The organism is Nocardioides sp. GXQ0305 (assembly GCF_050880345.1).
Lineage (GTDB): Bacteria > Actinomycetota > Actinomycetes > Propionibacteriales > Nocardioidaceae > Nocardioides.
Map to the genome: position 1 here is coordinate 221,957 of NZ_JBNYXG010000004.1, position 22,567 is coordinate 244,523.

Sequence of the window (22,567 nt, forward strand, 5' to 3'; positions counted from 1 at the left end):
CCATGCGCCGTCCGGTCGCGTTCGTCATCACCGCCGCTCTTGCCCTGGTCGCGCTCGCGCCGGCCGAGGCCGCACCTCGCGACCGGGACCGGCCGACACCGCCGCCCTGGCTCGAGGTCGAGGACGGCATGAGCCAGCCGCAGTTCGACCTCGCCGACGCGGTCGAGGAGACCCTGTGGGTCCAGACGACCGTCGACTCCGACCTCGACGGCAGGAACGACCGGGTGCGGGTGCGCCTGTCGCGCCCGGCGGAGACCGAGACCGAGGGCATCAAGGTGCCGGTGGTGTTCGAGCACAGCCCCTACCGCTCCAACATCGGCGGCGGCACCAACCACGAGGTGGACTTCGCGCGGATGCCCCAGGAGGGCATCCAGCCGCGCCGCTCGCTCGGCACCAGCTCGGCCGACCCGGTCAGCAAGCCCGACCTGCCCGGCGGCCTCGACAACTACTGGGTGCCCCGCGGCTACGCGGTGGTGCTGGGCGAGAGCATCGGGACCGGGTTCTCCGACGGCTGCGCCACCGTCGGCGACAGGAAGGAGACCCTCGGCACCAGGGCGGTCATCGACTGGCTGAACGGCCGCGCGGCGGCGTACGACGAGGACGGCAACCCGGTCGAGGCCGACTGGACGACGGGTGACGTCGGGATGACCGGCGTCTCCTACAACGGGACCCTGCCCAACCAGGTCGCCACCACCGGCGTCGAGGGGCTGCGCACGATCGTGCCGGTCTCGGCCATCTCCAACTGGTACGACTACTACCGCGCCGACGGCCTGGTGCGGGCGCCGCACTCCAACGAGTCCGGTGTCGGTGAGAACGCCTACCTGGGCGAGGACCTCGACGTCCTGGCCGACTTCGTCAACGGGCCGACCCGGGTCGAGAAGTGCCGGCACGTCGTGGAGGAGATGCTGACCCGGCAGGACCGGGTCACGGGCGACTACAACGCCTACTGGGCCGAGCGCAACTACCTCCCGAAGGCGGACGACGTCCGCGCCAGCGTCTTCGTGGTCCACGGCCTCGAGGACTACAACGTGATGCCGCGCGCCTTCGCCACCTGGTGGGAGGAGCTCGCCGACGCCGGCGTGCCGCGCAAGATCTGGCTGCACAAGGACGGCCACGGCGGCCCGCAGGGCGCCACCGACTACCAGGAGACCCTCAACCGCTGGATGACGCACTGGCTGTTCGGAGTCCGCAACGGCGTGATGCAGGAGCCACGCGCCGACGTCCAGCGCCCCGACGGCACCTACGAGCAGTACGCCGACTGGCCGGTGCCCGGCTCGCGTCGTGCGACGCTCCACCTCGGCGCCACCCGGGCCGCGGAGCCCGGCACCCTCACGACGCGGCCGCAGACGGGCGGCCCGCGGCCCCGCCAGTCCTTCGTCGACGACGGCCGGGCGCTCAACACCGATGCCGACCTGCTCCCGTCGCCGGACACCGCCCACCCGAACCGGCTCGCCTACCTCTCCGCGCCCCTCGGACGCCCAGCCCACCTCTCCGGCACGCCCGAGGTGTCGCTGCGCGCCTCGGTCGACAACCGGTACGCCGCGAACCTGACCGCCGTCGTCGTCGACTACGGCCCGGTCGGCAGCACCGAGCCGCCGGTCATGGTGACGCGCGGCTGGACCGACGTCCAGAACCGGCGCCGGGTCGACCGGAGCACCCCGATCCAGCAGGGTCGGGAGTACACGTTCGCGTGGGAGCTGGAGCCCGACGACCACGTCTTCCCGGCCGGGCACCGGATCGGCCTGGTGGTGGTCTCGACCGACCAGCAGTACACCGTGCGGCCCGACCCCGGTACCGAGATCACCGTCCACCCCGCCCGCAGCTCGGTGACGCTGCCTGTGGTGGGTGGGTCCCGGGCGCTCCGCTGATCAGTCGGACAGGCCCGCCGCCCGCCAGAGGCGCTGCTCGGCAGCGACGTCCATGCCCGTGGGCGGGCGGTCCTCGCGGGTGACCCGGACGCCCTCGCGCTGCAGCCACCCCCAGGTGGCGGTGACGGTGTCGGCCACGGGACGGCAGGTCAGCCCGGCCGCGAGGGCCCGGGAGGTGTCGCAGTCGTGCAGCGGAGCCAGGTCGCCGGTCGGCGGCGTCCAGATCGGCAGCTCGGTCCACGGCTCGACGCCCGACGCCTCCACGACCTCGGGAGACAGCCACACCAGCTCGGCGTCGGAGCCGGTGACGCGCACGCACTCCGACAGCAGCTCACCGATCGTGGTCTGCCCGGGGCGGCTCACGGTGTTGTAGGTGCCCACCGGCCGCTGGTCGACCACCCAGTCGGCCACGTCGCGGGCGTCGACCAGCTGCAGCGGCCGGTCCGACGGCCCCGGCGCGGGCACCCGCCCGCCGCGGGCGATCCGCTCGAGCCAGAACGGCAGCCGGCCCACGATCTCGTACGGCCCCAGGATCAGGCCGGCGCGCAGCAGTGCCACCGGCCCGTCGAACTCCGCCACGGCCGCGAGCTCTCCCCCGCGCTTGGCGGCCGCGTAGTCGACCGCGTCGGTGGAGTCGGCATCGCCGTCGACCACCGGTGCCGACTCGTCGGAGCCGGCGACGGGCGGCCAGGTGTAGACCGAGCGGGACGACACGTAGGTGTAGTGGCCGGCCCGCCCCGACAGCAGCGCGGCGCTGTCGCGCACCGCCGCCGGCGCCCACGACCAGGTGTCGACGACGGCGTCGAAGGTGTCGTCGCCCAGCGCGGTCGCGACCTCGTCGCGCGCCAGCCGGTCGGCGACCCTCGCGTCGACGCCCGGCGTGGCCACCCCGCTGGTGCCGCGGTTGAGCGTCACGACGTCGTGACCGCGGTCGAGCGCGGCCTCGACGACCGCGCGGCCGACGTGGTGGGTGCCGCCGAGCACGAGGGTCCTCATGGTCAGCGCGGGCGGCCGAAGTCGACCGACGACGTGGTCGCGCGGGTGCTGGTCGGGGCGGCGGCCCGGCGCTGCGCGAACACGCCCGTCACCGGGTTCCAGACGCCGACGTCGGTGCGACCGTTGGCGTCCCAGTCCCCGGCCACCGGGAGGTCGCCGGCCCTGCCCCACGGCACCGTCGCGGTCCAGGTCAGGCCGTCCTCGTCGACCAGGCGCAGCGTGAACGTCGCCGAGCCCTGGTCGTAGACGCCGAGGTCGGTCACGCCGTCGCCGTCCCAGTCGCCGGTGACCGGCAGGTCGCCGACGTCGCCGAGCAGGACGGTGCGGGTGCCGCCGTCGGCGGCGCGCAGCACGAACCGGTTCGACGTGGCCCGGCGTACGCCGACCTCGGCGGTGCCGTCGCCGTCCCAGTCGCCGGCGATCGGGAGGTCGCGCCGCTTGCCGAGGACGACCGACGAGACCCCGGCCGCGGTCCGCAGCCGGAAGGTCCGGGTGGCGGGGGTGCGGACGCCGAGGTCGGTCCGGCCGTCGCCGTCCCAGTCACCCACGACGGGCTGGTCGGTGGCCGCCCCGAACGCCACCACCCGGGGTGCGCGGTCGGGTCGGCGGATCCGGAACTTCGCAGGCGTGCCGCGCCGGAAGACCGCCACCTCCGCGCGCCCGTCCAGCAGGAAGTTGCCGGCGAGCGGGACGTCGACGCAGTTGCGCGAGGTGGGGGTGGTGCCGAAGGTGAAGGAGCTGCCGTCGAACCACGGCCACCGGACGCTGCCGGCGGCCGTCCGCTCCTCGAAGTGCAGGTGCGCGCCGAAGGAGTTGCCGGTGTTGCCGACGGTGCCGATCTGGGTGCCCTGGTCGACGCTCTGCCCGAGGGCGACGTTCACGGCGTTCATGTGGGCATAGATGCTGGTCTCGCCGCTGGGGTGCTCGATCCGCACCCAGTGGCCGTACGACGTGGTCCACCGCTCGGCCCGGACGACCACCCCGGGTGCACTGGCGACGACCGGGTCGTCCTCGTCGTCGGCCCGGTTCCAGTCGACCGAGTAGCGGCTCGGGCTGTGGCTGGCGCGGGTGCTGCCGGTCCAGCGCTGCCCGCACGGGAAGGGCATCTGGAAGCGGGTGGTCGGCTCGTCGGCGGCCCGGGCGGCCGCGGCCCTGCCGGTCAGGGGCTCGGACGAGACCTCGGGAGCCAGCCGGGGGCTGCTGCCGAGCGGGGTCGGGTCGGCGGCGGTCGCCGTGACGGCCGGCAGCGCGACCAGGCCGGCCGCCAGCAGGCCGGCCACGCCGGCTCGCGCCCGTTCAACAGTGGTCACAGCAACCTCACCAGAGCTCAGGAGTCACAGGGCGCGACCACCGTAGAGCGCCGCGACGCGGGCTGTCCCGGAACTACACTCGTGTAGTTGTGAACGACCCGTTCAGGACGGGTCGACCTGCCGGATCAGGCCCTCCTGGGCGACGCTCGAGACCAGCCGGCCGTCCTCGGTGAACACCCGGGCCAGCGCCAGCCCGCGCGCACCCTGGGCCGACGGCGCGTGCTGGTCGTAGAGCCACCACTCGTCGGCGCGGAACGGGCGGTGGAACCACATCGCGTGGTCGAGCGAGGCGGGCTGCAGCCCGGGGCTCCCGATGGTCACGCCGTGCGGGACCAGGGTCGCGCCCAGCAGGGTGAGGTCGCTGGCGTAGGTGAACGCGGCCAGCTGCTGGACCGGGTCGTCGGAGAGCTCGCCGTTGACGCGCACCCAGACCCGCGCCCGGGCCGGCTCGGCAGGATCCGCGGGGAGCCCGCGACCGCTGATGCCGACGTAGCGGACGTCGAGCGCCGCCCACTCGCGGGCGAACCGGTCGCCCTCGGCGCGTCCCTGGGCCCGGACCAGGTCGGCGAGCGCGACGCCGTCGTCGGGACCGGGGGTCTCCGGCATCGCGTCCTGGTGGTCGAAGCCCCCCTCGTCGATCTGGAAGCTCCCGGTGAGGAAGAAGATGGCCCGGCCGTGCTGGCGGGCGACCACGCGCCGGGTGGCGAAGGAGCGGCCGTCGCGCAGCTGCTCCACGTCGTACACGATCGGCACCGCGGTGTCGCCGGGTCGCAGGAAGTAGGAGTGCAGGGAGTGGGCGTGGTACTTCGGGTCGACGGTCCGGCAGGCGGCGATCAGCGCCTGCGCGGCGACCTGGCCCCCGAACACCCGCTGCATCGTGGTGTCCGGCTGCCGGCCGCGGAACAGGTTGCGGTCGATCTCCTCCAGCGACAGGAGCTCGACGAGCTCCTCGGCCGATGCGGGCACGTCACTCCCTCTCGTCGTCGTCGTCGGCGTCGGGGCCGTCGAGGCCCGCCAGGAACTGCTCGACCTGGGCGCCGATCTCGTCACCCGTCGGCAGCGGCTGGTCGGTGGCGAGCAGCCCCCGGCCAGTGTCCTCGGCCCGCTCGAAGGTGTCGTACTGCTGCTCCAGGGCCGCCACCACCTCGGCGACGTCCTCGTTGGCGGCGAGGTAGCGGCTGACCTCCGCCTCCCGGTCGTCGGCCTCGGCGCGCAGCCCCGACAGGTCGACGGTCAGCCACGCGGCCCGCTCCACGTGCTCGAGCAGCGAGATCGAGGCGGCCGGGTAGTCGAGCTGGGCGAGGTAGTGGGGGATGTGGGCGACGAAGCCCATCGCGGGGTGGCCCCACTCCCCCAGCCGCACCTCGAGCAGCGCCTGGGCGCTGGCAGGGATCCGCAGCTCACCGCGCCACCGGCTCTCACCCGTCAGCAGGTCGGGGTCGTTGGCGTGCTGGGTGATCGCGATCGGCCGGGTGTGCGGAACGGCCATCGGCACCGAGCCCATCGACACCACCCGCTGCACCCCGAGCCTCTCGACGACGGTCCGCACCCCGCGGCAGAACGCCTCCCAGCGGATGTCCGGCTCCGGTCCGTGCAGCAACAGGTACGGCGTGCCTCCGGTGTCGTGGCACAGCCGGACCACCAGCCGGGGCGGGTCGTAGGCCGCGTAGTGGTCGCGCACGAACGACATCGGCGGCCGTCGTGCGCGGTAGTCGTGGAACTGGTCGACGTCGAAGGTCGCCACCACCCGGCTGTCGGCGAGGTCGACCAGGTGCTGGGCCGCCCGGGCGGCCGCGTTGCCGGCATCGAGGAAGCCGTCGAGCACCAGCACCATCGGGAGCCGGTCGAGACCCGCCAGCTCGGGCACGTCGTCGACGATGTGGACCAGGGTCGGCTCGGTCACGACTGCTCCTCACGCACGCCCGAGAGCCTACGGTGCCGTCTCACGAGGCCTCGAAGGTGTCGGCGATGAGCTCGCCGGACTCCCGCGCGAGCTCGTCGGTGGTCACGCCGTACTCGCTCTCCAGGAGCCGGGACACCTCCCGGTCCCGGAACGCCTTCTCCGCGGCGACCCGGTCGAGCAGCGTGTAGGGAGCGCGCGGGTCGTGGAACGTCTCCAGCCACCGCATCGCGAACCAGGCGACGCCGTAGGCCCTGCCCGCCCCCTCGTCGCGGAAGTCGACGTCCGACGGCATGCGGGTGATCCCCTCGGCGCTCTCGGCCGCGCGCACGGCGGACGTGGCGATGCTGAACGACGGGTCACCGCGCCACGACGCCCACTCGGCCAGGCCCTCGACGATCCACAGGGGCATCCGTCGGTCGCGCTGGCCGATCGCGACGTGGGCGAACTCGTGCCGGATCAGCGTGAGCAGCACGTCGTCGGGCTGCCGCAGCATGGCCGGCACCAGGACCACGCGGTCGGCGACCACGTCGCCGCGCCGGTCCTCGACCTCGCGCGCGACGCCTCCGAGCCGATCGATGGTGTCGGAGCCGAAGCCGTCGTCGCGCAACGTCTCGGTCGTGGAGGGCGCGAGCAGCACCACGCCCTGGCGGCGCGGGTAGGGCACGTAGCTCTCGGTGGCCTCCCGGGCCGCTGCCGCCAACCGGAGCAGCCGGTCGCCCTGATCGGCAGAACGCCGGTCCAGCACGACGATGACGCCCTCACCGGTCCGGACCCGCGCGCCGTCCAGCGTCCACGGCGCGGCGACGACCTGGGACGGCGCCGTGCGGTCGTGCAGCACGCGCCACCCGCCCTCGTGGTGCTGGAGCTCGAGGACGTGGCTGGCCGGGACCGGTCGCGGGTCGAAGCCCTCGAGCCGGACCAGCAGCTGCGCGGACACCCGGGTCACTCCGCGGCCGGACACCTCGTCGACCGAGGTGATGTCGTAGGACGCCCGGGCGACCGGGAGCTCACCGAGAGCCTCGAACGCCACCAGCTGGCGGCGCCGGTCGGGTCCGGGGACGGTCGTGGCCACGAAGTCCGCGCGTCGGTCGGCCAGGATCGCCCGCGCCCGGCGGTCCAGCAGCCGCTCGACCTGCTGCTCGGACGCGACGGTCGGTGCCGACTCCGGGGGCGGCTGCTCGGGCGAGGACGGCTCGCCGCTGCACCCCGCGAGCAGCGCGGCCGCGACCAGGCAGGCGGACAGCGCCCCGGGACCTCCTCGGCGCACGACGTCGGGCCCGGTCGTCAGTGGGGCTGGTCGACGTCGAGCGGGGGGTGTGACCCCGCGAGGGCGGTGACGTCCTCGACGATGCCGCGGGCGAGGCTCTGGGCGTCGAGCCCGATCCGCTCGAGGATCGCCGCGCGCTTGGCGTGGTCGAGGAACTGCTGGGGGATCCCGTGGAGCCGGAACGGCGTGGTCACGCCGGCGTCGTTGAGCTCCTGGAGCAGCCGGGCGCCGGTCCCGCCGACGCGGCCGTTGTCCTCGAGGTGGACGACCAGGTCGTGGTCACGGGCCAGGTCGACCAGCGCGGGGTCGACCGGCTTGACCCAGCGCGGGTCGACGACGGTCACGCCGATGCCCTGCGCGACCAGCCGCTCCCCCACGTCAACCGCGGTCTCGGCCATGGCACCCACGCCGACCACCAGCACGTCACGGGTGCCGTTGCGGAGCAGGACGTCGACCCCGCCGACCCGGTCGACGGCCGGGATGTCGTCGGGCGGAGGCCCCTTGGGGAACCGTACGACGGTCGGCGCGTCGTCGACCTCGACCGCCTCGCCGAGCAGCTCGCGCAGCCGGGTGGCGTCCCGCGGAGCCGCCAGCCGGAGCCCGGGGACGACCTGCAGCACCGACATGTCCCACATGCCGTTGTGGCTGGCGCCGTCGTCGCCGGTGACCCCCGCCCGGTCGAGGACGAAGGTGACCCCGCACCTGTGCAGCGCGCAGTCCATGAGCACCTGGTCGAAGGCCCGGTTGAGGAAGGTCGCGTAGACCGCCACGACCGGGTGCAGCCCGCCCATCGCGAGCCCGGCCGCGCTGGTGGCGGCGTGCTGCTCGGCGATGCCGACGTCGAAGGTGCGCTCCGGGAAGTGCGCCTGGAAGCGGTCGAGGCCGACCGGGTGCATCATCGCGGCGGTGATCGCGACGACGTCCTGGCGCCGCCGGCCGATGCGGACCACCTCGTCGGCGAAGACGTCGGTCCAGATCGCGCCCTTCGGGTCCTCCTCGCCGGTCTCGACGTCGAACGGACCCGGCGAGTGGAACTGGTCGGCCTCGTGCTTCTCGGCGGCGTCGTAGCCGAAGCCCTTGCGGGTGAGCGCGTGGACGATCACCGGGCCGTCGAACCGCTTGGCCTTGGCCAGCACCTGCTCCATCGCCACGAGGTCGTGGCCGTCGACCGGGCCGACGTACTTCAGGCCGAGGTCCTCGAAGAGCCCCTGCGGGGCCAGCGCGTCCTTCATGCCCTTCTTGACCGCGTGGAGGACGTCGTAGGTCGCCGGGCCGATGCCGCGGACGGCGTTGAGCCGCTTCTTGATCACGTCGAGCACGTGCTCGTAGCGCGGGCTGGTGCGGAGGCCGGTCAGCGCGGTGGTCAGGCCGCCGACGGTCGGGGTGTAGGAGCGGCCGTTGTCGTTGACCACGATGACCAGCCGGCTGTTGCGCGCGATCGCGATGTTGTTGAGCGCCTCCCACGCCATGCCTCCGGTGAGCGCACCGTCGCCGATCACCGCCACGACGTGCCGGCCCTCGCCGCGCACGGAGTAGGCCTTGGCGAGGCCGTCGGCGTAGGACAGCGCGGTCGAGGCGTGGGAGTTCTCGACGATGTCGTGCACCGACTCCGCCTGGCTCGGGTAGCCGCTGACGCCGCCCTCCTGACGCAGCCGGTCGAAGCCGGCCATCCGGCCGGTGAGCAGCTTGTGGACGTAGGCCTGGTGCCCGGTGTCGAAGACCACCCGGTCGGTCGGTGAGTCGAAGACCCGGTGGATGGCCATGGTCAGCTCGACCACGCCGAGGTTGGGCCCGAGGTGGCCGCCCCGCGGCGCGCAGGTCGCGACGAGGAAGTCGCGGATCTCGCTCGCGAGCTCCTCCAGCTGTTCGGCCGAGAGGTCGCGCAGGTCGCGCGGCGACGTGATCGACTCCAGGCGGCCCATGACCGGCGAGTCTATCGACCGGGCGGCCCGATGGCCCGTCGGCGGAGGCGGCTGCGGGTCAGCCCCGGTCCTGCCAGGTGCAGAGGCAGGCCTTGTTGCCGTCCGCGTCGGCCAGCACCCAGAACGACGGCGCCTCGGCGTCGCTGACCAGCGAGCCGCCGGCGGCGAGCGCCGCGTCGATCCGCGGCTGGACCTGCTCCGGCGGGACCCACACGTCGAGGTGGAACCGCTGCCGGGGCTCCTCGTGCTCGTCGGTGTCCTGGAACCACAGGGCGGGCACGTCGCCGGCCTGGTCGGTGACATCGTCGCCGGCGAACTCGCCGCCGAGGACGGCCGCCCAGAACGGTCCGATCCGACCGGCGTGGGCGGTGTCGATGGCGAGCTCGACGGCCTGCAGGCTGGCGGTGTCGGCGCGAGCGCCCTCCTCGGCCGCCAGCGCACTCACCTGTCGGGCGAGGTCGACGTCCCGTGACGTGATGCCGCCCACGTCGTGGCTGGAGACGGCGACGTCGAGCCGGCCCCAGCGGAGGTCGAGGTCGGGGTGGTGGTTGGCGGCCTCGGCGGCCTCCCCCACCCGCTGGTTGAGCCGGGCGGCGGACGCGAAGTCGTCGGTGGTGAAGCGGGCCCGCAGGGTGCCGAGGACGAGTCGCCAGTCGTCGAGGCCGGCGTCGGCCACCTGCTGCCCGGTCAGCTTCTGCTTGGGATCGCTCATGTGGCGAGTCTGGCGTAGAGGTCGGAGTGGAGGAAGTCCGGGACGACCGCGCTGGCCGACCGGGTGAGCGGCAGCTCGGCGACGGTGGCGGCGTCGACGAAGACCATCTGGCGGCCCTCACGGCACTCGATGTCGGCGTCGTCGAGCCCGGTGGGCGCGACGAAGAACCGCATCCGGTCGTGGCTGCCGTAGACGTCGGTGTGGTCGACCCGCGCCTCCGCGACCAGGGTGAGCGCCTCGTGCGGCACGGAGACACCGGTCTCCTCGGCCAGCTCGCGCACGGCCCCGTCGAGGAACGGCTCCCCGTCGTCGAGGTGGCCGCCGGGGAGGCCCCACCTGCCGGGGTCGAGGATCGGGTTGTCGTCGCGTTCCTGCATCAGCAGGGCACCGCCCGACCCGACCAGCCCGACGCTCGCGAACCGGCGTGACGTGAGGCCGCCGAAGCGGGCGCGGTAGTCGTCGGAGTCGAGGAGGTCGGGGAGCTGCATCCGCGCCGCCGTCAGCAGCGGACGGTCGAACAGCGACTCCCGGTCGACGAAGACCATCTGCCGCCCCTCGCCGCAGGTGACGTCGGCGTCGGCGACCTCGGCGTACGTCGCGAACAGCTCGTAGGTGTCGGTGCCACCGCAGGGGTCGGAGTGGAACCGGACCCGGCCCAGGCTGGTGAGCTCGTCGACCCCCACCACGAGCGACGTCTCCTCCTCCAGCTCGCGGACGGCTCCCTCGGCGAACGACTCTCCGTCCTCGAGCCGACCGCCCGGCAGCCCCCACATGTCGGGGTAGACGGGGGCGTGCTCGTCGCGCTCCTGCATCAGCACCCGGCCGTGCTCGTCGACGACCGCCACGCTCGCGAAGTGGTGCACCGGCCTCAGCCCTCGTAGGGGATCTCGACCGACCAGAACTCCGCGTCCTGCTGGGCGGCGGCGTGGATCGCGTCGGCGACCCGGTCGGGCGTGAAGGGGCCGTGGTCGGAGAGCGTGCCGCGGACCGTGACCGAGGCCGCCCGGATGCCGTCGGGCTCGAGGGTCGCATCGATGCTGCGGACCAGGTTACGCAGCCCGGCCTTCTGCACGCCGAGGCTCGCGGCGCGGTGCCAGGGCTGGTCGGCGGCCATGCTCCCGGTGGCGGTGACCCGCGCCCCGGACTCCATGTGGGGGCGGGCCGCCTGGAGCACCGTCAGCAGAGCGCCGACCCCGAGCGTGACGTCGGCCAGCAGGTCGGGGACGCTCAGCTCCAGCGGGTCCTGCTCGCGGAAGGCGCTGGGGTTGAAGTGGAGCACGTCGACCCGGCCCAGCTCCCCGGCCAGCTCGGCCACGGCCCGGGTCGCCGCGTCGTGGTCGGTCAGGTCGGCGACCCGCCAGGCAGCGGTGGCGTCGAGCGCCGCGAGGTCGTCCGCGAGGTCGCGCAGCACGTCCGGGTGGACCCCGACGAGCCCGACGTCGTGACCGTCACGGGCGAACCGGCGCGCGACCGAGCCACTCACCCCCGGACCGGCACCGATGACGAGGATCACGGGTCTGGTCATGTCGTGACGCTAGCGCCGGACTCACAGCCGCGCCACGTAGCGACGACCCCGCAGGGCCTCCTCGACCAGGCCGACGGCGCGGCGTACGGCGATCAGCCGGGCCTCCTCGAGCTGGAAGGTCTGGAGCGCCGCGTCGACCACCGCGGGGCCGGCGACCTGGGCGAGGTCGGCGCGGGCCTCGCTCAGCCCCCGACGACAGGCCGCCTGGTTGGCCTCGACGTGGAGCACCGCGAACCGGGCCAGCACCACCACGTGCCGGCGCAGCCCGCCGTAGCGGCGGTAGTCGGGCGGGCAGAGGTCGAGCAGCCAGCTCGCCGCGGTCGCCTCCCAGTCGGGCGCGTCCGGTGGCCTTACCTCGGCGGGCCAGCCGGGCGGAGCGACGTGGGTGGGCACCCGGTCAGTCTATCGAACAGGTGTTCGACTCGTCACTCCCCCAGGGCGGCCCGCACCTGGGTCAGGGTCTCCCCGCGCAGGCCCACGCCGCCGTGCAGCCAGAACGCGTCGGCGTAGACCAGCCGCCCGCGGGCACCGAGGTCGTCGAGCACCGCGACCTGGAACGCCGGCGCCGGGATGCGCTCGCTGGGTCGCTCGAACCCGAGCCGGTCGGCCCGCTCGAAGCCGCGCGCCCCGTAGTAGCCCGGCGCGCCCTCGAGGAACACGTAGCCCTCGCCGCGCTCGCGCATGGTGTCCAGCGCCGCGGCGAGCAGCCGGGTGCCGATCCCCGCCCCCTGCCGGGCCGGCAGCACGGCGAGCGGGCCCAGCACCACGACCGGGACGACCTGCTGGTCGTCGTCCACCCACCCGCGCGAGAGCGTCACCTGGCCGACGACGGCGTCCCCCTCGACCGCGACCAGCTCCTCGACCATCCGGCGGGTGGCCCGCAGCTCCTCGACGATCGCCGGCACGCCCGGCTCACCCGCGAAGGCGGCCTCGACGACACCCCGCACGGCCGCGTGCTCGGCGGGGTGCGCCGGGCGGATCGTCACCGCTCCGCCAGGAACGAGAAGCGCACCTCGCGATCGGGGTTGTCGACGTTGAGGTCGACCAGGCAGATGCTCTGCCAGGTGCCAAGGGCGAGCCGGCCGTCGAGCACGGGCACGGTGGCGTACGGCGGGACCAGCGCGGGCATGACGTGGCTGCGACCGTGGCCCGGGGTGCCGTGCCGGTGCCGCCACCGGTCGTCGGCCGGCAGCAGCTCGGCCAGTGCCGCGAGCAGGTCGTCGTCGCTCCCCGCACCGGTCTCGAGGATCGCCAGTCCGGCGGTCGCATGGGGGACGAAGAGATGCAGGAGGCCGTCCCTGCCCCCCTGATGGCGTGCGACGAAGTCGGCGCAGTCGCCGGTCAGGTCGAGGACGCAGTCGGCGCCCCCGGTGTGGTAGCCGCGGGTCTCGGAGTGCATCGCCCGATCCTCCCACCTCTGGTTTCCTGACCCCATGGACCTCCACTCGCTGGCGTTCGTCACCGAGCTCTCGCTGCTGCAGCGCATGGGCAGCATCGTCGAGGACCGCGGCACCCACCTGGTCGTGCGGACGCCGGACAACCCGACGTACCACTGGGGCAACTGCCTGCTGCTGGCCGTGCCCCCGGCCGACGTCACCGCCGTGGAGCACTGGAAGCGGGTGCACCGCACGGAGTTCCCCGACGCGCGTCACGTGACCCTGGGCATCGACCGGCCCGGCTCCCTGGACGGTGACACCGCCGTGCTGCGCGAGGCCGGGATGACCGTCGACCCGGTGGTGGCGATGACCACCGACGAGGTGCACCCACCACCGAGGCCTCCGCGGGACGCCGAGGTCCGCCCCTTGACCGGCGACGACGACTGGACGCACGAGGTCGACCTGACCATGGCCGGCGAGGACGACCCGCACTTCACCCGGGACTTCGCGAGCCGCAAGATCGCCACCTACCGCGCGCTCGCCGAGTCCGGCGACGGGGCGTGGTGGGGTGCCTTCGTCGACGGCCGACTGGTGTCCTCGCTCGGCATCTACGCGGCCGGCGACCGGCTGGCCCGGTTCCAGGCGGTGAAGACCCATCCCGACTTCCGGCAGCAGGGGCTGGCGGGGGCCCTGGTGGTCGCCGCGAGCCGCTACGCGCAGTCGACGCTCGGCGCCCGGACCCTGGTGATGGCCGCCGACCCGACGTACTCCGCGATCCGGGTCTACCGCACGGTGGGCTTCACCGAGGGTGGGACCCACCTCGAGGCCTCGCTCGCCCCGGGGACGTCGTGAGCCGCCGCGCCGGGGCCGCCCTCGCGGCGGTGCTGGTGGTCGGGGCGTGCGGAGCTCCGGAGACCAGTCCGCCCCAGAGCAACCCGTCGTCGCCCTCGCCCTCCGTCGCCGAGGCGCCGTCCGTGGAGGTCGCCGGCCCGGTCGGCGTCACGGCCGACCCGGACGGCGCGGTGTGGGTCGTCAGCCCCGGCACGGGCACCCTGTCGCGCATCCCCGCGGGTGCTTCCGCGGTCGACCTCGAGGTCGACGTCGGGGAGCTGCCGCTGCGCACGGTGGCGGCGTACGGCGCGGTCTGGACGACGGCGTTCGGGGAGGGCCGGCTGGTCCGGGTCGACCCGGGGCGCGGTCGCGTGACGCAACGGATCCCGACCGGCGCGGAGCCCGAGGGGGTGACCGCCGGGTTCGGGTCGGTGTGGGTGGTCACCCAGGCGGCCGCCGACCTGCTGCGGGTCGACCCGCGCAGCGGCGAGGTCGAGTCGCGCACCCGGATCGGGCAGGGCGCCCGGCTGGTGGCCGCCGGCGAGGACGCGGTGTACGTCGCCCAGTTCGAGCAGGACCGGGTGCTGCGCGTCGACCCCGACAGCGCCGGGGTCGCCACCCGCAGCCCCGTGGTGTGCGACGGGCCGCAGGGCATGGCGGAGACCGGCGGCCTGCTGTGGGTCACCTGCACCCCGGACGACCGGGTGGTGGCGCTCGACCCCGGCTCCCTGCGGGTGCGCCGACGCTGGTCCACGTCGACCCCGGGTCGGCGGCGGTCGTCGGCCGGCTCCCGCTCTCCGACGAGCTGCCGCTCTACGACGAGGCGAACCTCGACCTGGCCCTCGTCGACGGCGAGGCCTGGGTCACGTCGTACGCCGCCGACCGGGTCCACCACGTGCCCGCCGACGACGTGCCGGCCGGCTAGCCCCCGGCTCAGGCCGACTCGTGGCCGTCGAGGTAGGCGGCGACCAGGCCGCCCAGGCTCGGCAGGTGGTACCCACCCTCCTGGACGACGACGGACGGCAGGCCGAGGCCGCCGAGCAGCCGCCCGGCGCCGTGGTAGCCGTCGGCGGTGACCTCGAGCGGGCTCTCCGGGTCCTCGGCGGCGGCGTCGACGCCGAGCGAGACGACCAGGGCGTCGCACCCCGCCTCGGCCACCCAGCCGGCCAGGTCTCCGACGGCGTCCAGCCACGGCCGGTCGCCGGTGCCCTCGGGCAGCGGCAGGTTGCGCGTGGCGCCGGCACCGTCTCCGTCGCCCGTCTCGTCGGCGTACCCCAGGACGTGCGGGAACCAGCCCGCGGCCGGGTCGACGTGGAGCGACCCGTAGCGGACGTCGCCGCGCTCCCAGAAGATCGCCTGGGTGCCATTGCCGTGGTGGGCGTCGAGGTCCACGACCGCGACCCGTTCCCGGCCGCGGTCGCGCAGCGCCTGGGCCGCGAGGGCGGCGTTGTTGAGGTAGCAGGAGCCGCCGTACCCGGCCGGGGTGGCGTGGTGGCCCGGCGGACGCGACAGGGCGTACGCCGCCGGCGTGCCGTCGGCCACCAGCTCGGCGGCCGTGAGGGCACAGTCGGCGGCCGCAGCCACGGCCGCCCACGTGCCCGGACCGACCGTGGTCATGGTGTCGTAGGCGAACCGGCCGGCCAGCGCGTGCACCGCCGGGGCGTCCCGGAGCGGTATGCCGGCCGACATCGCGGGGGTCGGGAAGAAGTACGGCACCACGCGGTCCTGACCGACCAGCTCGACGTACTCCCCGGCCAGCCAGCGGTCGTGGACCGTCGCGAGGAAGCCGACGAGCTCGGGGTCGTGCACGGTGTGCAGTGCGTCGTCGCCGTGGGCGGTCGCCTCCACGAGCGGGTGGTCGGGCAGGGCCTCGAGGATCGCGTCGACCCGGGCGGCCACCTCGGTGCCGGTGGTCGCCACGCCGACCCAGACCTCGTGGCGCGGGTCGTGCAGGCGGGTGTCGGGCGACCAGACGACGGGCAGGGCACTCACCGGAGCAGCATCCCACCCCCCACGCCGGCGTGGGTTCCGGCAGGATGCGGGCATGCCTCGTGCGCGCGACCTGGAAGTGGTGATCGGCGGCCTGCCGCCCGGGCCGACGAACTCGGTCCTCGACGTCGCGGGGGTCGGGCTCGGCCACGCCACCGTGCACCGCGACGAGCCGGCTCCGCCCGAGGGCCGGGGCACCGCCCGGACCGGGGTGACCACCCTGCTGCTCGCCGACGACGCCTACCTCCGCCCCCTGCCCGCGGGCGGTGCCGTGCTCAACGGCGCCGGGGAGTGCACCGGGTTCCTCGGTGCGGCCGAGTGGGGCGCCGTCCTGACGCCGGTCTACCTGACCTCCACGATGCAGGTCGGGCGGGTCTACGACGCGGCGTGCCAGATCGCGCTGGAGCGGCACCCGGAGGTCGCCGACGACGTCGTGATCCCGGTCGTCGCCGAGTGCGACGACTCCTACCTCAACGACTGCCGCCGGATGCAGGTCGAGGCCGACGACGTCCGCGCGTCGTACGAGGCCGCGCTGGCCTCGCGGGGGGCGGGCGAGCCGCCTGCGGAGGGTGCGGTCGGCGCGGGCACGGGCATGTCGTGCTTCGACTTCAAGGGCGGCATCGGCACCGCCTCGCGGGTGACCCCCGAGGGCCACACCGTGGCCGTGCTGCTGCTCACCAACTTCGGGGCCCGCGAGGAGTGCGTGGTCGCCGGTGTCCCGGTCGGGCGGCTGCTCGGCCCGGCGGCCTCCGGACCGCGGGCGCCGGCCGGCTCGTGCATCGGGGTGGTCGTCACCGACGCCGCGGTCGACGGGGCGGCGTGCGCCCGGCTGGCCCGGCGGATCGGGCTCGGGCTCGGCCGCAGCGGGTCGGTGGCCCACCACGGCAGCGGCGAGATCTTCCTCGGCGTCGGCACCGGCCTCCGGCTGGCCCAGGACGGGAGCCCGGAGCGGGCCGACCTGGTCGCCGGCCGCGCCCTCGACCCGCTCTTCGCCGCGACCGTCGAGGCCGCCGAGGAGGCGGTGCTGAACTCGATGTTCGGCGCGCCGACCACCACCGGCCGCGACGGCAACACCAGCCACTCGCTCCACTCCCCCGACGTCCTGGCCCTGCTGGAGGACCGATGACCGGCACCACCCGCGAGGTCCGGATCCCGGGTGACGGGGTCGACCTCGCCGCGACGCTCTACCTCCCCGACACCGCGGCCGGTCCGCAGCCCTGCCTGCTCGAGGCCCTGCCCTACCGCAAGGACGACCTCACCTCCTCGTACGCCGAGGGCTACCTCGCGCTCCGCGACCGCCACGGGTACGCCGTGTGCCGGCTCGACCTGCGCGGCACCGGGTCCTCCTCCGGGGATCCCACCGACGAGTACCCGCCCGAGGAGCAGCGCGATCTGCACGCCGTGATCGCGTGGCTGGCCGAGCAGGAGTGGTGCGACGGCAGCGTCGGGATGTTCGGGACGTCGTACTCCGGCTTCAACTCGCTGCAGATGGCGTGCGAGCGGCCGCCGGCGCTCGGGGCGGTGTGCGCGATCTACGCCACCGACGACCGCTGGACCGACGACGTGCACTGGCGGGGCGGGGCGCTGCGGCTGGTCGACCTCGTCGACTACTGCCACTACATGACCCCGATGACCGTGCTGCCGCCCGTGCCCGCGGTGTGGGGCGAGGGCTGGGAGGAGGAGTGGCGGAGGCGGCTCGACGACCCGACGCCCTGGCTGTTCCGGTGGTTCGCGGAGTCGCGGCACGGCGCCTACTGGAACCACGGATCGGTGCGGCTCGACGGCACGACCCGCGGCTACGACCGCATCCGCTGCCCGGTGATGCTGGTGGCCGGCTGGGCCGACGGCTACCGGAACAACTCCTTCCGCACCGTCGCGGCGCTCGCGGACGCCGGGGTGCCGCACCGGCTGCTGGCGGGGCCGTGGGCGCACGCCGATCCCACCACGGCGATGCCCGGACCGCGGATCGACTTCGACGCCGAGCTCGCCGCGTGGTTCGACACCCACCTGCGCGGTCGGGGCCAGCACGCCGACCGGTGCGACGTCTTCGTCCGTGCGTCGACCCGGCCCGAGCCGGCGCTCGACCTGCACGAAGGCCGGTGGTTGACGCTGCCCAGCGTCCCGCCGACCACGCCGACCGAGGTGCCGCTCGCCGGACCACGCTCGCTGGAGGTCGACCCCGCCGTGGGGACGACTGCCTGGATCGACTGCGCCGGCCACCTGCCGTGGGGGCTCTCCACCGACCAGCGGACCGACGACGCCCGGTCGCTCACCTGGGACACGATGCCCCCGTCCGGCCCGGTCGTCGGGTATCCGGTGGCGCGGCTGCGGGTGTCGGCGTCCGCGCCCGCCGCGTCGCTGTCGGTGAAGGTGTGCGACGTCTTCCCGGACGGCACCTCGGCGCTGGTGTCGCGTGGCACGCTCGACCTGGCGTTCCGGGAGTCCGTGCACGGCGACCCGTCCCCGCTGGTCCCCGGCGAGGTCTACGACGTCGAGGTCGTGCTCGACGCGTGTGCCTACGAGTGGACCCCCGGTCAGAGGCTGCGGGTGAGCGTCGCCGGCGCCGACTGGCCGAACACGGTCGCTCCCCCGGCACCCGTCACGCTCACCGTGCACGAGGGCTCCGTGACGCTGCCGGTGCTCGCCGGCTCCCACCCCACCCCGTCCCTCGGCGCCGGCGCCGAGCACTCCTCGGAGTCGGCCGAGGGCGTCACCTGGACGATCACCGACGAGGTGCTGGCGGGCGTGACCCGGGCGACGACGAGGTCGGTGTCGACGTACGGGACGCCGTACGACGGGACCGCGACCGAGGAGTACGACGGCACGGTGTGGGTGCACCGGCACACCTTCGAGCAGGGCGCCGACGCGACGACGCGCTTCGCGCTGTCCTGGCCGGGCGTCGACATCGAGGTGGTGTCGACGCTGGAGGTGCGCATCGTCGGTGGTGAGGTCCGCGCGACGACGCGCACGGTCGCGCGGCGCGACGGCGCGGTCGTGAGCGACCGAACACAGGAACAGGCCAGCTCGTAGTCAGCCGTGCAGGGTGGGGCGGTAGACGAGCTCCTGCGTGCGGCCGTCGAGCGTCCGGGTCTCCAGCAGCTCGAGGTCGAAGTCGGCGGCACCGCCGAAGACCGGGTCGGTCCCGCTCCGCCCGGTGATGACCGGGAACACGGTCACCTGCACCCGGTCGACCAGGCCGGCGGCCAGCAGCGCCCAGTTGAGGGACAGGCTCCCGTGGGAGCGCAGCGGGACGTCGGACTCCTCCTTGAGCCGGGTGACGACCTCGACGGCGTCGCCGTACGCGACGGTGGCGTCCGGCCAGTCCAGCGGCCCCTCCAACGTCGAGGACACCACGGTGGTCGGCAGGTTGCGCATCCGGGTCACCCACGGGTCGCGCACCTCGGACTCCTCCGTGCTCTCGGCCAGCATCGACACGAAGGCCCGGAACGTCGTGGCGCCGAAGACCATCCGCTGCTCCCCGCCGTACAGCGCGTTCCGGTGGTCGAGCAGCTCGGGGCCCTGCTTGCCCCAGTAGCCGCCCCAGTCGCCGGGCGGCTGGTAGGAGCCGTAGCCGTCGAGGCTGCTGAAGACGTCGAAGGTGTAGGTGGCGGTCACGGTCGTCCTCCTCGGGCGTGGTGGGTCGCTGGGTGGACCGACCCGGAACCACCGCGGGACTCATCGCCGGCGGGCCGCTCGCTAACCCGTCAGGACGTAGTCGACCCTGATCGGGACCTCCCGGACCGTGGCGACGGTGGGCGCCCGCGACCGGTACCGGTGACCGGTGGGGGTGGTCGTCTCGACCGTGTGAGAACCGGTGTTCGGCGAGGGTCCGGCACGCCAGCGGGGTGCCTGCTTGGCGTGGTTGCAGGCCTCGCAGAGGCCCTGCCCGTTGACGGCGGAGGTCTCGCCGTCGGCGTCGTGGTCGGTCGCGTGGTCGGTGTGGCGGATCGGGGCGTCGCACCAGGGCGTGCGGCAGACACGGTCGCGGAGCCGGATGAAGCGGGCCAGGCGGGCCGGAAACAGTCGCGCCCGGGCGTCCATCGCCGCCAGCTCGCCGGTGGTGGGTGCGGCGAAGAGCCGCCTGAGCCAGATCGTCTCGTCGCGGTCGCAGGCCCCTACGACGAGCTCGCGAGCCAGCTCAGCGGGGATCGGCCCGAAGCCGTCGAGGTGTGCCGGCTCGTCGCTGCCACCGAACAGGCTCTGGTCGGTCATCACCACGTCCAGCGCCACCCGGGCCGGGCTTGCCGTGCCGTCGTCTCCCAGCACGGCACCGACGAGCGTGTCGGCCATCACCTGGCCCCTGCCCCGGGGATCGCCGGACGCCCGGGCGGTGTCGCCCGCCCGGGTCAGCGCCGCCAGCACCGCGACGCCGTCCTTGACGGGGAGCAGCGCGGTCAGCCAGGTCATGGTGTCGGGAGCGGGCCGGAGGGTGACGTGGCGGTCGGCCTCGGCGCGGCGACGCCGGGCGACGACCGACGCGACGTCGAGCCGCGTGGCCTCGGCCTGGCACGCCGCGACGACCTCGCGGACGCCCATCCTCTCCAGTCGGTCGTGATCGGACGCGATGGTCTCGTCGACCGCCCACCGGTCTTCGAGGTCCAGGCAGGCCGTCTCACGCGCGATCACCGTGGCCGTCCACTCGGTGATCCGCCCGGCCCGCCACGCCCTCCAGGTGTGCGGGAGCTCGCGACGTACGACCGTCGCGAGGGAGAGGTGGAGCCGGCCACGGTGGTGGGACTCACGCCTGGCCAGGGCCACCTGGGCAGCCACCCCTCGTCCCCGACGCGCTGCGGGGACGCCGAGCCGAGACTGCTCCGCCCGCTGGGACGCGTCGAGCTCGGCCGCCAACGCCGCCTGGGCCGCGGTCGCCGTGCACACCAGCTCCTCGAGCGCCCTGATCGTGTCTACCCTGGCCGCGTCGTCGAGACCGCTGTCGGTCTCGAGCGCCTGCGTCAGGCCGGCCCGCCACTCGGTGACGGTAGCGGGATCGAGCGTCTCGAACATGTGTTCGATTCTACCCGGAACGGCTGACAGCCGACAGGCCGTGGCGAGCCTGTGGAGGAGTACCCCGGCCTCAGCCGGGCGAGGTCTCAGCGCGCGCCTTGAGGCCGGCCGCCTCCAGGCCGAGGTACTGCTCGGTCAGCTTGCGGTAGAACCGTCCCACGACGGCCCCCAGCGCTCCGCTCATGACGACCTTCAGCTCGACCCCCACCTCCCACACCCGTTCCGGCGGGGCAGCCACGTCGATCCTCGTGCTCAGCTCCACGGGTCCATCGTCCCAGTGATCAGACCTCGCCCGACAGATCGGCACGCGTCGCGCACGGCGTGCTCAGGGTCCGACCCATCGTGCCTGCCAGGTGCCGGGCCTTCGCCGTCCTGCGCTCACTGAACATGTAGAGGTCGCTTCTCAGCACGGCGCCCCACACCGGCACCGCATGCGGCCGGCCTCCCGGGTCGCAGGTACCGAGCCAGTAGCTGCGCGTCGCCGCCAGGCGATCTGCGACCTCGACCCAGGACGCGGTGCGGGCTGCCATCCGCCCAGTATGCGAGAGACCGCCGGGCAGGACCATGGCGAGCCGAAGGGGTCGGCGCTGGACCCTGGACGGACGGAGGGCAGACAGCGACCCGCGGGCAAGAGCACACTCGGCCCATGAACGACACCGCCGAAGCCGTGGCCGACCGACTCCTGACCAGCACGCTCGGGCTCATGGACACCCTCGCCGTCTACCTGGGCGACCGGCTGGGCTGGTACCGCAGCCTCGCGGCGGACGGCCCCGCGACCGCGGCCGAGCTGGCGGAACGGACGGGGACGAACGAGCGGTACGCGCGGGAGTGGCTGGAGCAACAGGCGGTGGCGGGCTGGCTCGAGGTCACCGACGGCACCGACGCCGCGGCCCGGCGGTTCACGCTTCCGGCGGCCGCCGAGGAGGTGCTCACCGACCCCGACAGCCTCAACTACCTGGCGCCGCTGCCCCGGCTCTTCGCCGCGTCGGCGGGGGCGCTGCCCGAGCTGCTCGCGGCGTACCGGGAAGGCGGCGGCGTGAGCTGGGAGCGGCTGGGCGCGGACGCCCGGGAGGGCCAGGCCGACATGAACCGGCCGTGGTACGAGCAGGAGCTCGCCCCCGCGCTCGCGCGCGCGCCGGAGGTGCACGACCGGCTGTCGCGGGACGGCGCCGCGATCGCCGACGTGGGCTGCGGGGCGGGCTGGTCGACGATCGCGCTGGCGCGGGCCTACCCGGGAGCGACGCTGCACGGGCTGGACGTCGACGAGCCCTCGGTGGCGATGGCCCGCGCGAACGCCGCCGAGGCCGGCCTCGACGAGCGCGTCACGTTCACGACGGTCGACGGCAACACGCTGCCGGAGCAGTCCTACGACGCCGTCTTCGCCTTCGAGTGCATCCACGACATGCCCCGTCCGGTCGAGGTTCTGCGAGCCGCCCGCGGCTCCCTCGTCGACGACGGGTTCATGGTCGTCATGGACGAGGCGGTCGCCGACGAGTTTGCACCGGGCGGCGACGAGCTGGAGCGGCTGATGTACGGCTTCAGCCTGTTCATCTGCCTGCCCGACGGGCTGTCGGGCGCAGACAGCGTCGGCACCGGCACGGTGATGCGCCGCGACACGTTGGCGGCGTACGCGACGGAGGCGGGCTTCGGCAGCACCGACGTGCTGCCCACCGGCGAGTTCGGGCTGTGGCGGTTCTACCTGCTGCGACCCTGACCGGCGGGCGGCGCGCCCGAAGACCCGGTGACCCGCACGCCGAGCGGTCTAGCGTCGACGGATGCAGGTGACGTTCACCAAGGTCGGTGGCAGGCGCTACCGGGTCGCGATCGTGCGCGAGCACGGACCGGCCCTCGTGCCGCGACCTCC

At 74.3% G+C, this 22,567-nt stretch carries 23 protein-coding genes; 6 read left to right on the plus strand and 17 right to left on the minus strand.

The features are described 5' to 3' along the window. Window positions 1–2: 2 nt before the first annotated feature. The gene (locus tag ACQ1X7_RS12635; protein ID WP_432478554.1) at window positions 3–1,868 is read left to right on the plus strand and encodes a Xaa-Pro dipeptidyl-peptidase; all 1,866 of its coding nucleotides are present in this window, start codon (window positions 3–5) and stop codon (window positions 1,866–1,868) included. Here ACQ1X7_RS12635 and ACQ1X7_RS12640 read toward each other — a convergent pair whose 3' ends face one another. The 12 genes from ACQ1X7_RS12640 to ACQ1X7_RS12695 all read right to left on the minus strand — a co-directional run bounded on the left by ACQ1X7_RS12640 (window position 1,869) and on the right by ACQ1X7_RS12695 (window position 12,902). Then, window positions 1,869–2,864, minus strand: coding sequence for an NAD-dependent epimerase/dehydratase family protein (locus ACQ1X7_RS12640; protein WP_432478555.1), 996 nt, complete (start codon window positions 2,862–2,864; stop codon window positions 1,869–1,871). Between the two features lie 2 nt (window positions 2,865–2,866). Further along, window positions 2,867–4,174 carry a peptidoglycan DD-metalloendopeptidase family protein gene (locus tag ACQ1X7_RS12645; protein WP_432478556.1) on the minus strand — a complete coding sequence of 436 codons (1,308 nt, stop codon included), beginning with the start codon at window positions 4,172–4,174 and terminating at the stop codon, window positions 2,867–2,869. A gap of 102 nt (window positions 4,175–4,276) precedes the next feature. Then, window positions 4,277–5,140, minus strand: a complete 864-nt coding sequence (locus ACQ1X7_RS12650; RefSeq protein WP_432478557.1) for an acyl-CoA thioesterase — start codon at window positions 5,138–5,140, stop codon at window positions 4,277–4,279. A gap of 1 nt (window position 5,141) precedes the next feature. Then, complete coding sequence (locus tag ACQ1X7_RS12655; protein WP_432478558.1) at window positions 5,142–6,077, minus strand: proteasome assembly chaperone family protein; 936 nt, start codon at window positions 6,075–6,077, stop codon at window positions 5,142–5,144. A gap of 40 nt (window positions 6,078–6,117) precedes the next feature. Beyond that, window positions 6,118–7,344, minus strand: a complete 1,227-nt coding sequence (locus ACQ1X7_RS12660) for a hypothetical protein (RefSeq protein WP_432478559.1) — start codon at window positions 7,342–7,344, stop codon at window positions 6,118–6,120. Window positions 7,345–7,361: 17 nt separating this feature from the next. Beyond that, entirely contained in the window at window positions 7,362–9,266 is a 1,905-nt protein-coding gene (dxs, locus tag ACQ1X7_RS12665) for a 1-deoxy-D-xylulose-5-phosphate synthase (RefSeq protein ID WP_432478560.1), read from the minus strand. Between the two features lie 58 nt (window positions 9,267–9,324). Continuing rightward, a complete protein-coding gene (locus ACQ1X7_RS12670; protein ID WP_432478561.1) occupies window positions 9,325–9,978 on the minus strand; it encodes a 4a-hydroxytetrahydrobiopterin dehydratase in 654 nt (217 codons plus the stop codon). Further along, window positions 9,975–10,841 (minus strand): NUDIX domain-containing protein, encoded by an 867-nt coding sequence (locus ACQ1X7_RS12675; protein ID WP_432478562.1) that lies wholly within the window; start codon window positions 10,839–10,841, stop codon window positions 9,975–9,977. The genes ACQ1X7_RS12670 and ACQ1X7_RS12675 overlap by 4 nt, the downstream gene beginning before the upstream one ends. A 5-nt stretch (window positions 10,842–10,846) precedes the next feature. After that, a complete protein-coding gene (locus ACQ1X7_RS12680) occupies window positions 10,847–11,503 on the minus strand; it encodes an SDR family oxidoreductase (protein ID WP_432478563.1) in 657 nt (218 codons plus the stop codon). A gap of 21 nt (window positions 11,504–11,524) precedes the next feature. Further along, complete coding sequence (locus tag ACQ1X7_RS12685; RefSeq protein WP_432478564.1) at window positions 11,525–11,896, minus strand: hypothetical protein; 372 nt, start codon at window positions 11,894–11,896, stop codon at window positions 11,525–11,527. Between the two features lie 32 nt (window positions 11,897–11,928). Then, a complete protein-coding gene (locus ACQ1X7_RS12690) occupies window positions 11,929–12,489 on the minus strand; it encodes a GNAT family N-acetyltransferase (RefSeq protein ID WP_432478565.1) in 561 nt (186 codons plus the stop codon). After that, window positions 12,486–12,902 carry a secondary thiamine-phosphate synthase enzyme YjbQ gene (locus ACQ1X7_RS12695; protein ID WP_432478566.1) on the minus strand — a complete coding sequence of 139 codons (417 nt, stop codon included), beginning with the start codon at window positions 12,900–12,902 and terminating at the stop codon, window positions 12,486–12,488. The genes ACQ1X7_RS12690 and ACQ1X7_RS12695 overlap by 4 nt, the downstream gene beginning before the upstream one ends. 34 nt (window positions 12,903–12,936) lie before the next feature. Here ACQ1X7_RS12695 and ACQ1X7_RS12700 point away from each other — a divergent pair, with 34 nt between their 5' ends. Both ACQ1X7_RS12700 and ACQ1X7_RS12705 read left to right on the plus strand, forming a co-directional pair. After that, on the plus strand, window positions 12,937–13,731 hold the full coding sequence (locus ACQ1X7_RS12700; protein WP_432478567.1) for a GNAT family N-acetyltransferase: 795 nt from the start codon (window positions 12,937–12,939) through the stop codon (window positions 13,729–13,731). A 655-nt stretch (window positions 13,732–14,386) separates the two neighbouring features. Beyond that, window positions 14,387–14,635 (plus strand): hypothetical protein, encoded by a 249-nt coding sequence (locus ACQ1X7_RS12705; RefSeq protein ID WP_432478568.1) that lies wholly within the window; start codon window positions 14,387–14,389, stop codon window positions 14,633–14,635. An 8-nt stretch (window positions 14,636–14,643) separates the two neighbouring features. Here ACQ1X7_RS12705 and ACQ1X7_RS12710 read toward each other — a convergent pair whose 3' ends face one another. Further along, a complete protein-coding gene (locus ACQ1X7_RS12710; RefSeq protein WP_432478569.1) occupies window positions 14,644–15,702 on the minus strand; it encodes a hypothetical protein in 1,059 nt (352 codons plus the stop codon). A 52-nt stretch (window positions 15,703–15,754) separates the two neighbouring features. Here ACQ1X7_RS12710 and ACQ1X7_RS12715 point away from each other — a divergent pair, with 52 nt between their 5' ends. Further along, complete coding sequence (locus tag ACQ1X7_RS12715) at window positions 15,755–16,825, plus strand: P1 family peptidase (protein ID WP_432478570.1); 1,071 nt, start codon at window positions 15,755–15,757, stop codon at window positions 16,823–16,825. Next, a complete protein-coding gene (locus ACQ1X7_RS12720) occupies window positions 16,822–18,729 on the plus strand; it encodes a CocE/NonD family hydrolase (RefSeq protein ID WP_432478571.1) in 1,908 nt (635 codons plus the stop codon). Before ACQ1X7_RS12715 ends, ACQ1X7_RS12720 begins: the two co-directional genes overlap by 4 nt. Here ACQ1X7_RS12720 and ACQ1X7_RS12725 read toward each other — a convergent pair whose 3' ends face one another. From ACQ1X7_RS12725 to ACQ1X7_RS12740, 4 genes are all read right to left on the minus strand, one after another. Then, complete coding sequence (locus tag ACQ1X7_RS12725; RefSeq protein WP_432478572.1) at window positions 18,730–19,314, minus strand: dihydrofolate reductase family protein; 585 nt, start codon at window positions 19,312–19,314, stop codon at window positions 18,730–18,732. It abuts the gene before it with no gap. 81 nt (window positions 19,315–19,395) lie between these two features. Further along, on the minus strand, window positions 19,396–20,703 hold the full coding sequence (locus ACQ1X7_RS12730) for an HNH endonuclease (protein ID WP_432478573.1): 1,308 nt from the start codon (window positions 20,701–20,703) through the stop codon (window positions 19,396–19,398). Between the two features lie 70 nt (window positions 20,704–20,773). Next, window positions 20,774–20,965 (minus strand): hypothetical protein, encoded by a 192-nt coding sequence (locus ACQ1X7_RS12735; protein WP_432478574.1) that lies wholly within the window; start codon window positions 20,963–20,965, stop codon window positions 20,774–20,776. 19 nt (window positions 20,966–20,984) lie between these two features. Further along, window positions 20,985–21,233, minus strand: coding sequence for a pyridoxamine 5'-phosphate oxidase family protein (locus ACQ1X7_RS12740; protein WP_432478575.1), 249 nt, complete (start codon window positions 21,231–21,233; stop codon window positions 20,985–20,987). Between the two features lie 116 nt (window positions 21,234–21,349). Here ACQ1X7_RS12740 and ACQ1X7_RS12745 point away from each other — a divergent pair, with 116 nt between their 5' ends. After that, window positions 21,350–22,417, plus strand: coding sequence for a class I SAM-dependent methyltransferase (locus ACQ1X7_RS12745; protein ID WP_432478576.1), 1,068 nt, complete (start codon window positions 21,350–21,352; stop codon window positions 22,415–22,417). Window positions 22,418–22,567 lie beyond the last annotated feature (150 nt).

Coding starts and splice junctions, on each gene's coding strand:
- dxs (WP_432478560.1), bottom strand. CDS start 9,266: ATGGGCCGCCTGGAGTCGATCACGTCGCCGCGCGACCTGCGCGACCTC.
- ACQ1X7_RS12635 (WP_432478554.1), top strand. CDS start 3: ATGCGCCGTCCGGTCGCGTTCGTCATCACCGCCGCTCTTGCCCTGGTC.
- ACQ1X7_RS12695 (WP_432478566.1), bottom strand. CDS start 12,902: ATGCACTCCGAGACCCGCGGCTACCACACCGGGGGCGCCGACTGCGTC.
- ACQ1X7_RS12730 (WP_432478573.1), bottom strand. CDS start 20,703: ATGTTCGAGACGCTCGATCCCGCTACCGTCACCGAGTGGCGGGCCGGC.
- ACQ1X7_RS12740 (WP_432478575.1), bottom strand. CDS start 21,233: ATGGCAGCCCGCACCGCGTCCTGGGTCGAGGTCGCAGATCGCCTGGCG.
- ACQ1X7_RS12700 (WP_432478567.1), top strand. CDS start 12,937: ATGGACCTCCACTCGCTGGCGTTCGTCACCGAGCTCTCGCTGCTGCAG.
- ACQ1X7_RS12640 (WP_432478555.1), bottom strand. CDS start 2,864: ATGAGGACCCTCGTGCTCGGCGGCACCCACCACGTCGGCCGCGCGGTC.
- ACQ1X7_RS12670 (WP_432478561.1), bottom strand. CDS start 9,978: ATGAGCGATCCCAAGCAGAAGCTGACCGGGCAGCAGGTGGCCGACGCC.
- ACQ1X7_RS12745 (WP_432478576.1), top strand. CDS start 21,350: ATGAACGACACCGCCGAAGCCGTGGCCGACCGACTCCTGACCAGCACG.
- ACQ1X7_RS12720 (WP_432478571.1), top strand. CDS start 16,822: ATGACCGGCACCACCCGCGAGGTCCGGATCCCGGGTGACGGGGTCGAC.
- ACQ1X7_RS12715 (WP_432478570.1), top strand. CDS start 15,755: ATGCCTCGTGCGCGCGACCTGGAAGTGGTGATCGGCGGCCTGCCGCCC.
- ACQ1X7_RS12680 (WP_432478563.1), bottom strand. CDS start 11,503: ATGACCAGACCCGTGATCCTCGTCATCGGTGCCGGTCCGGGGGTGAGT.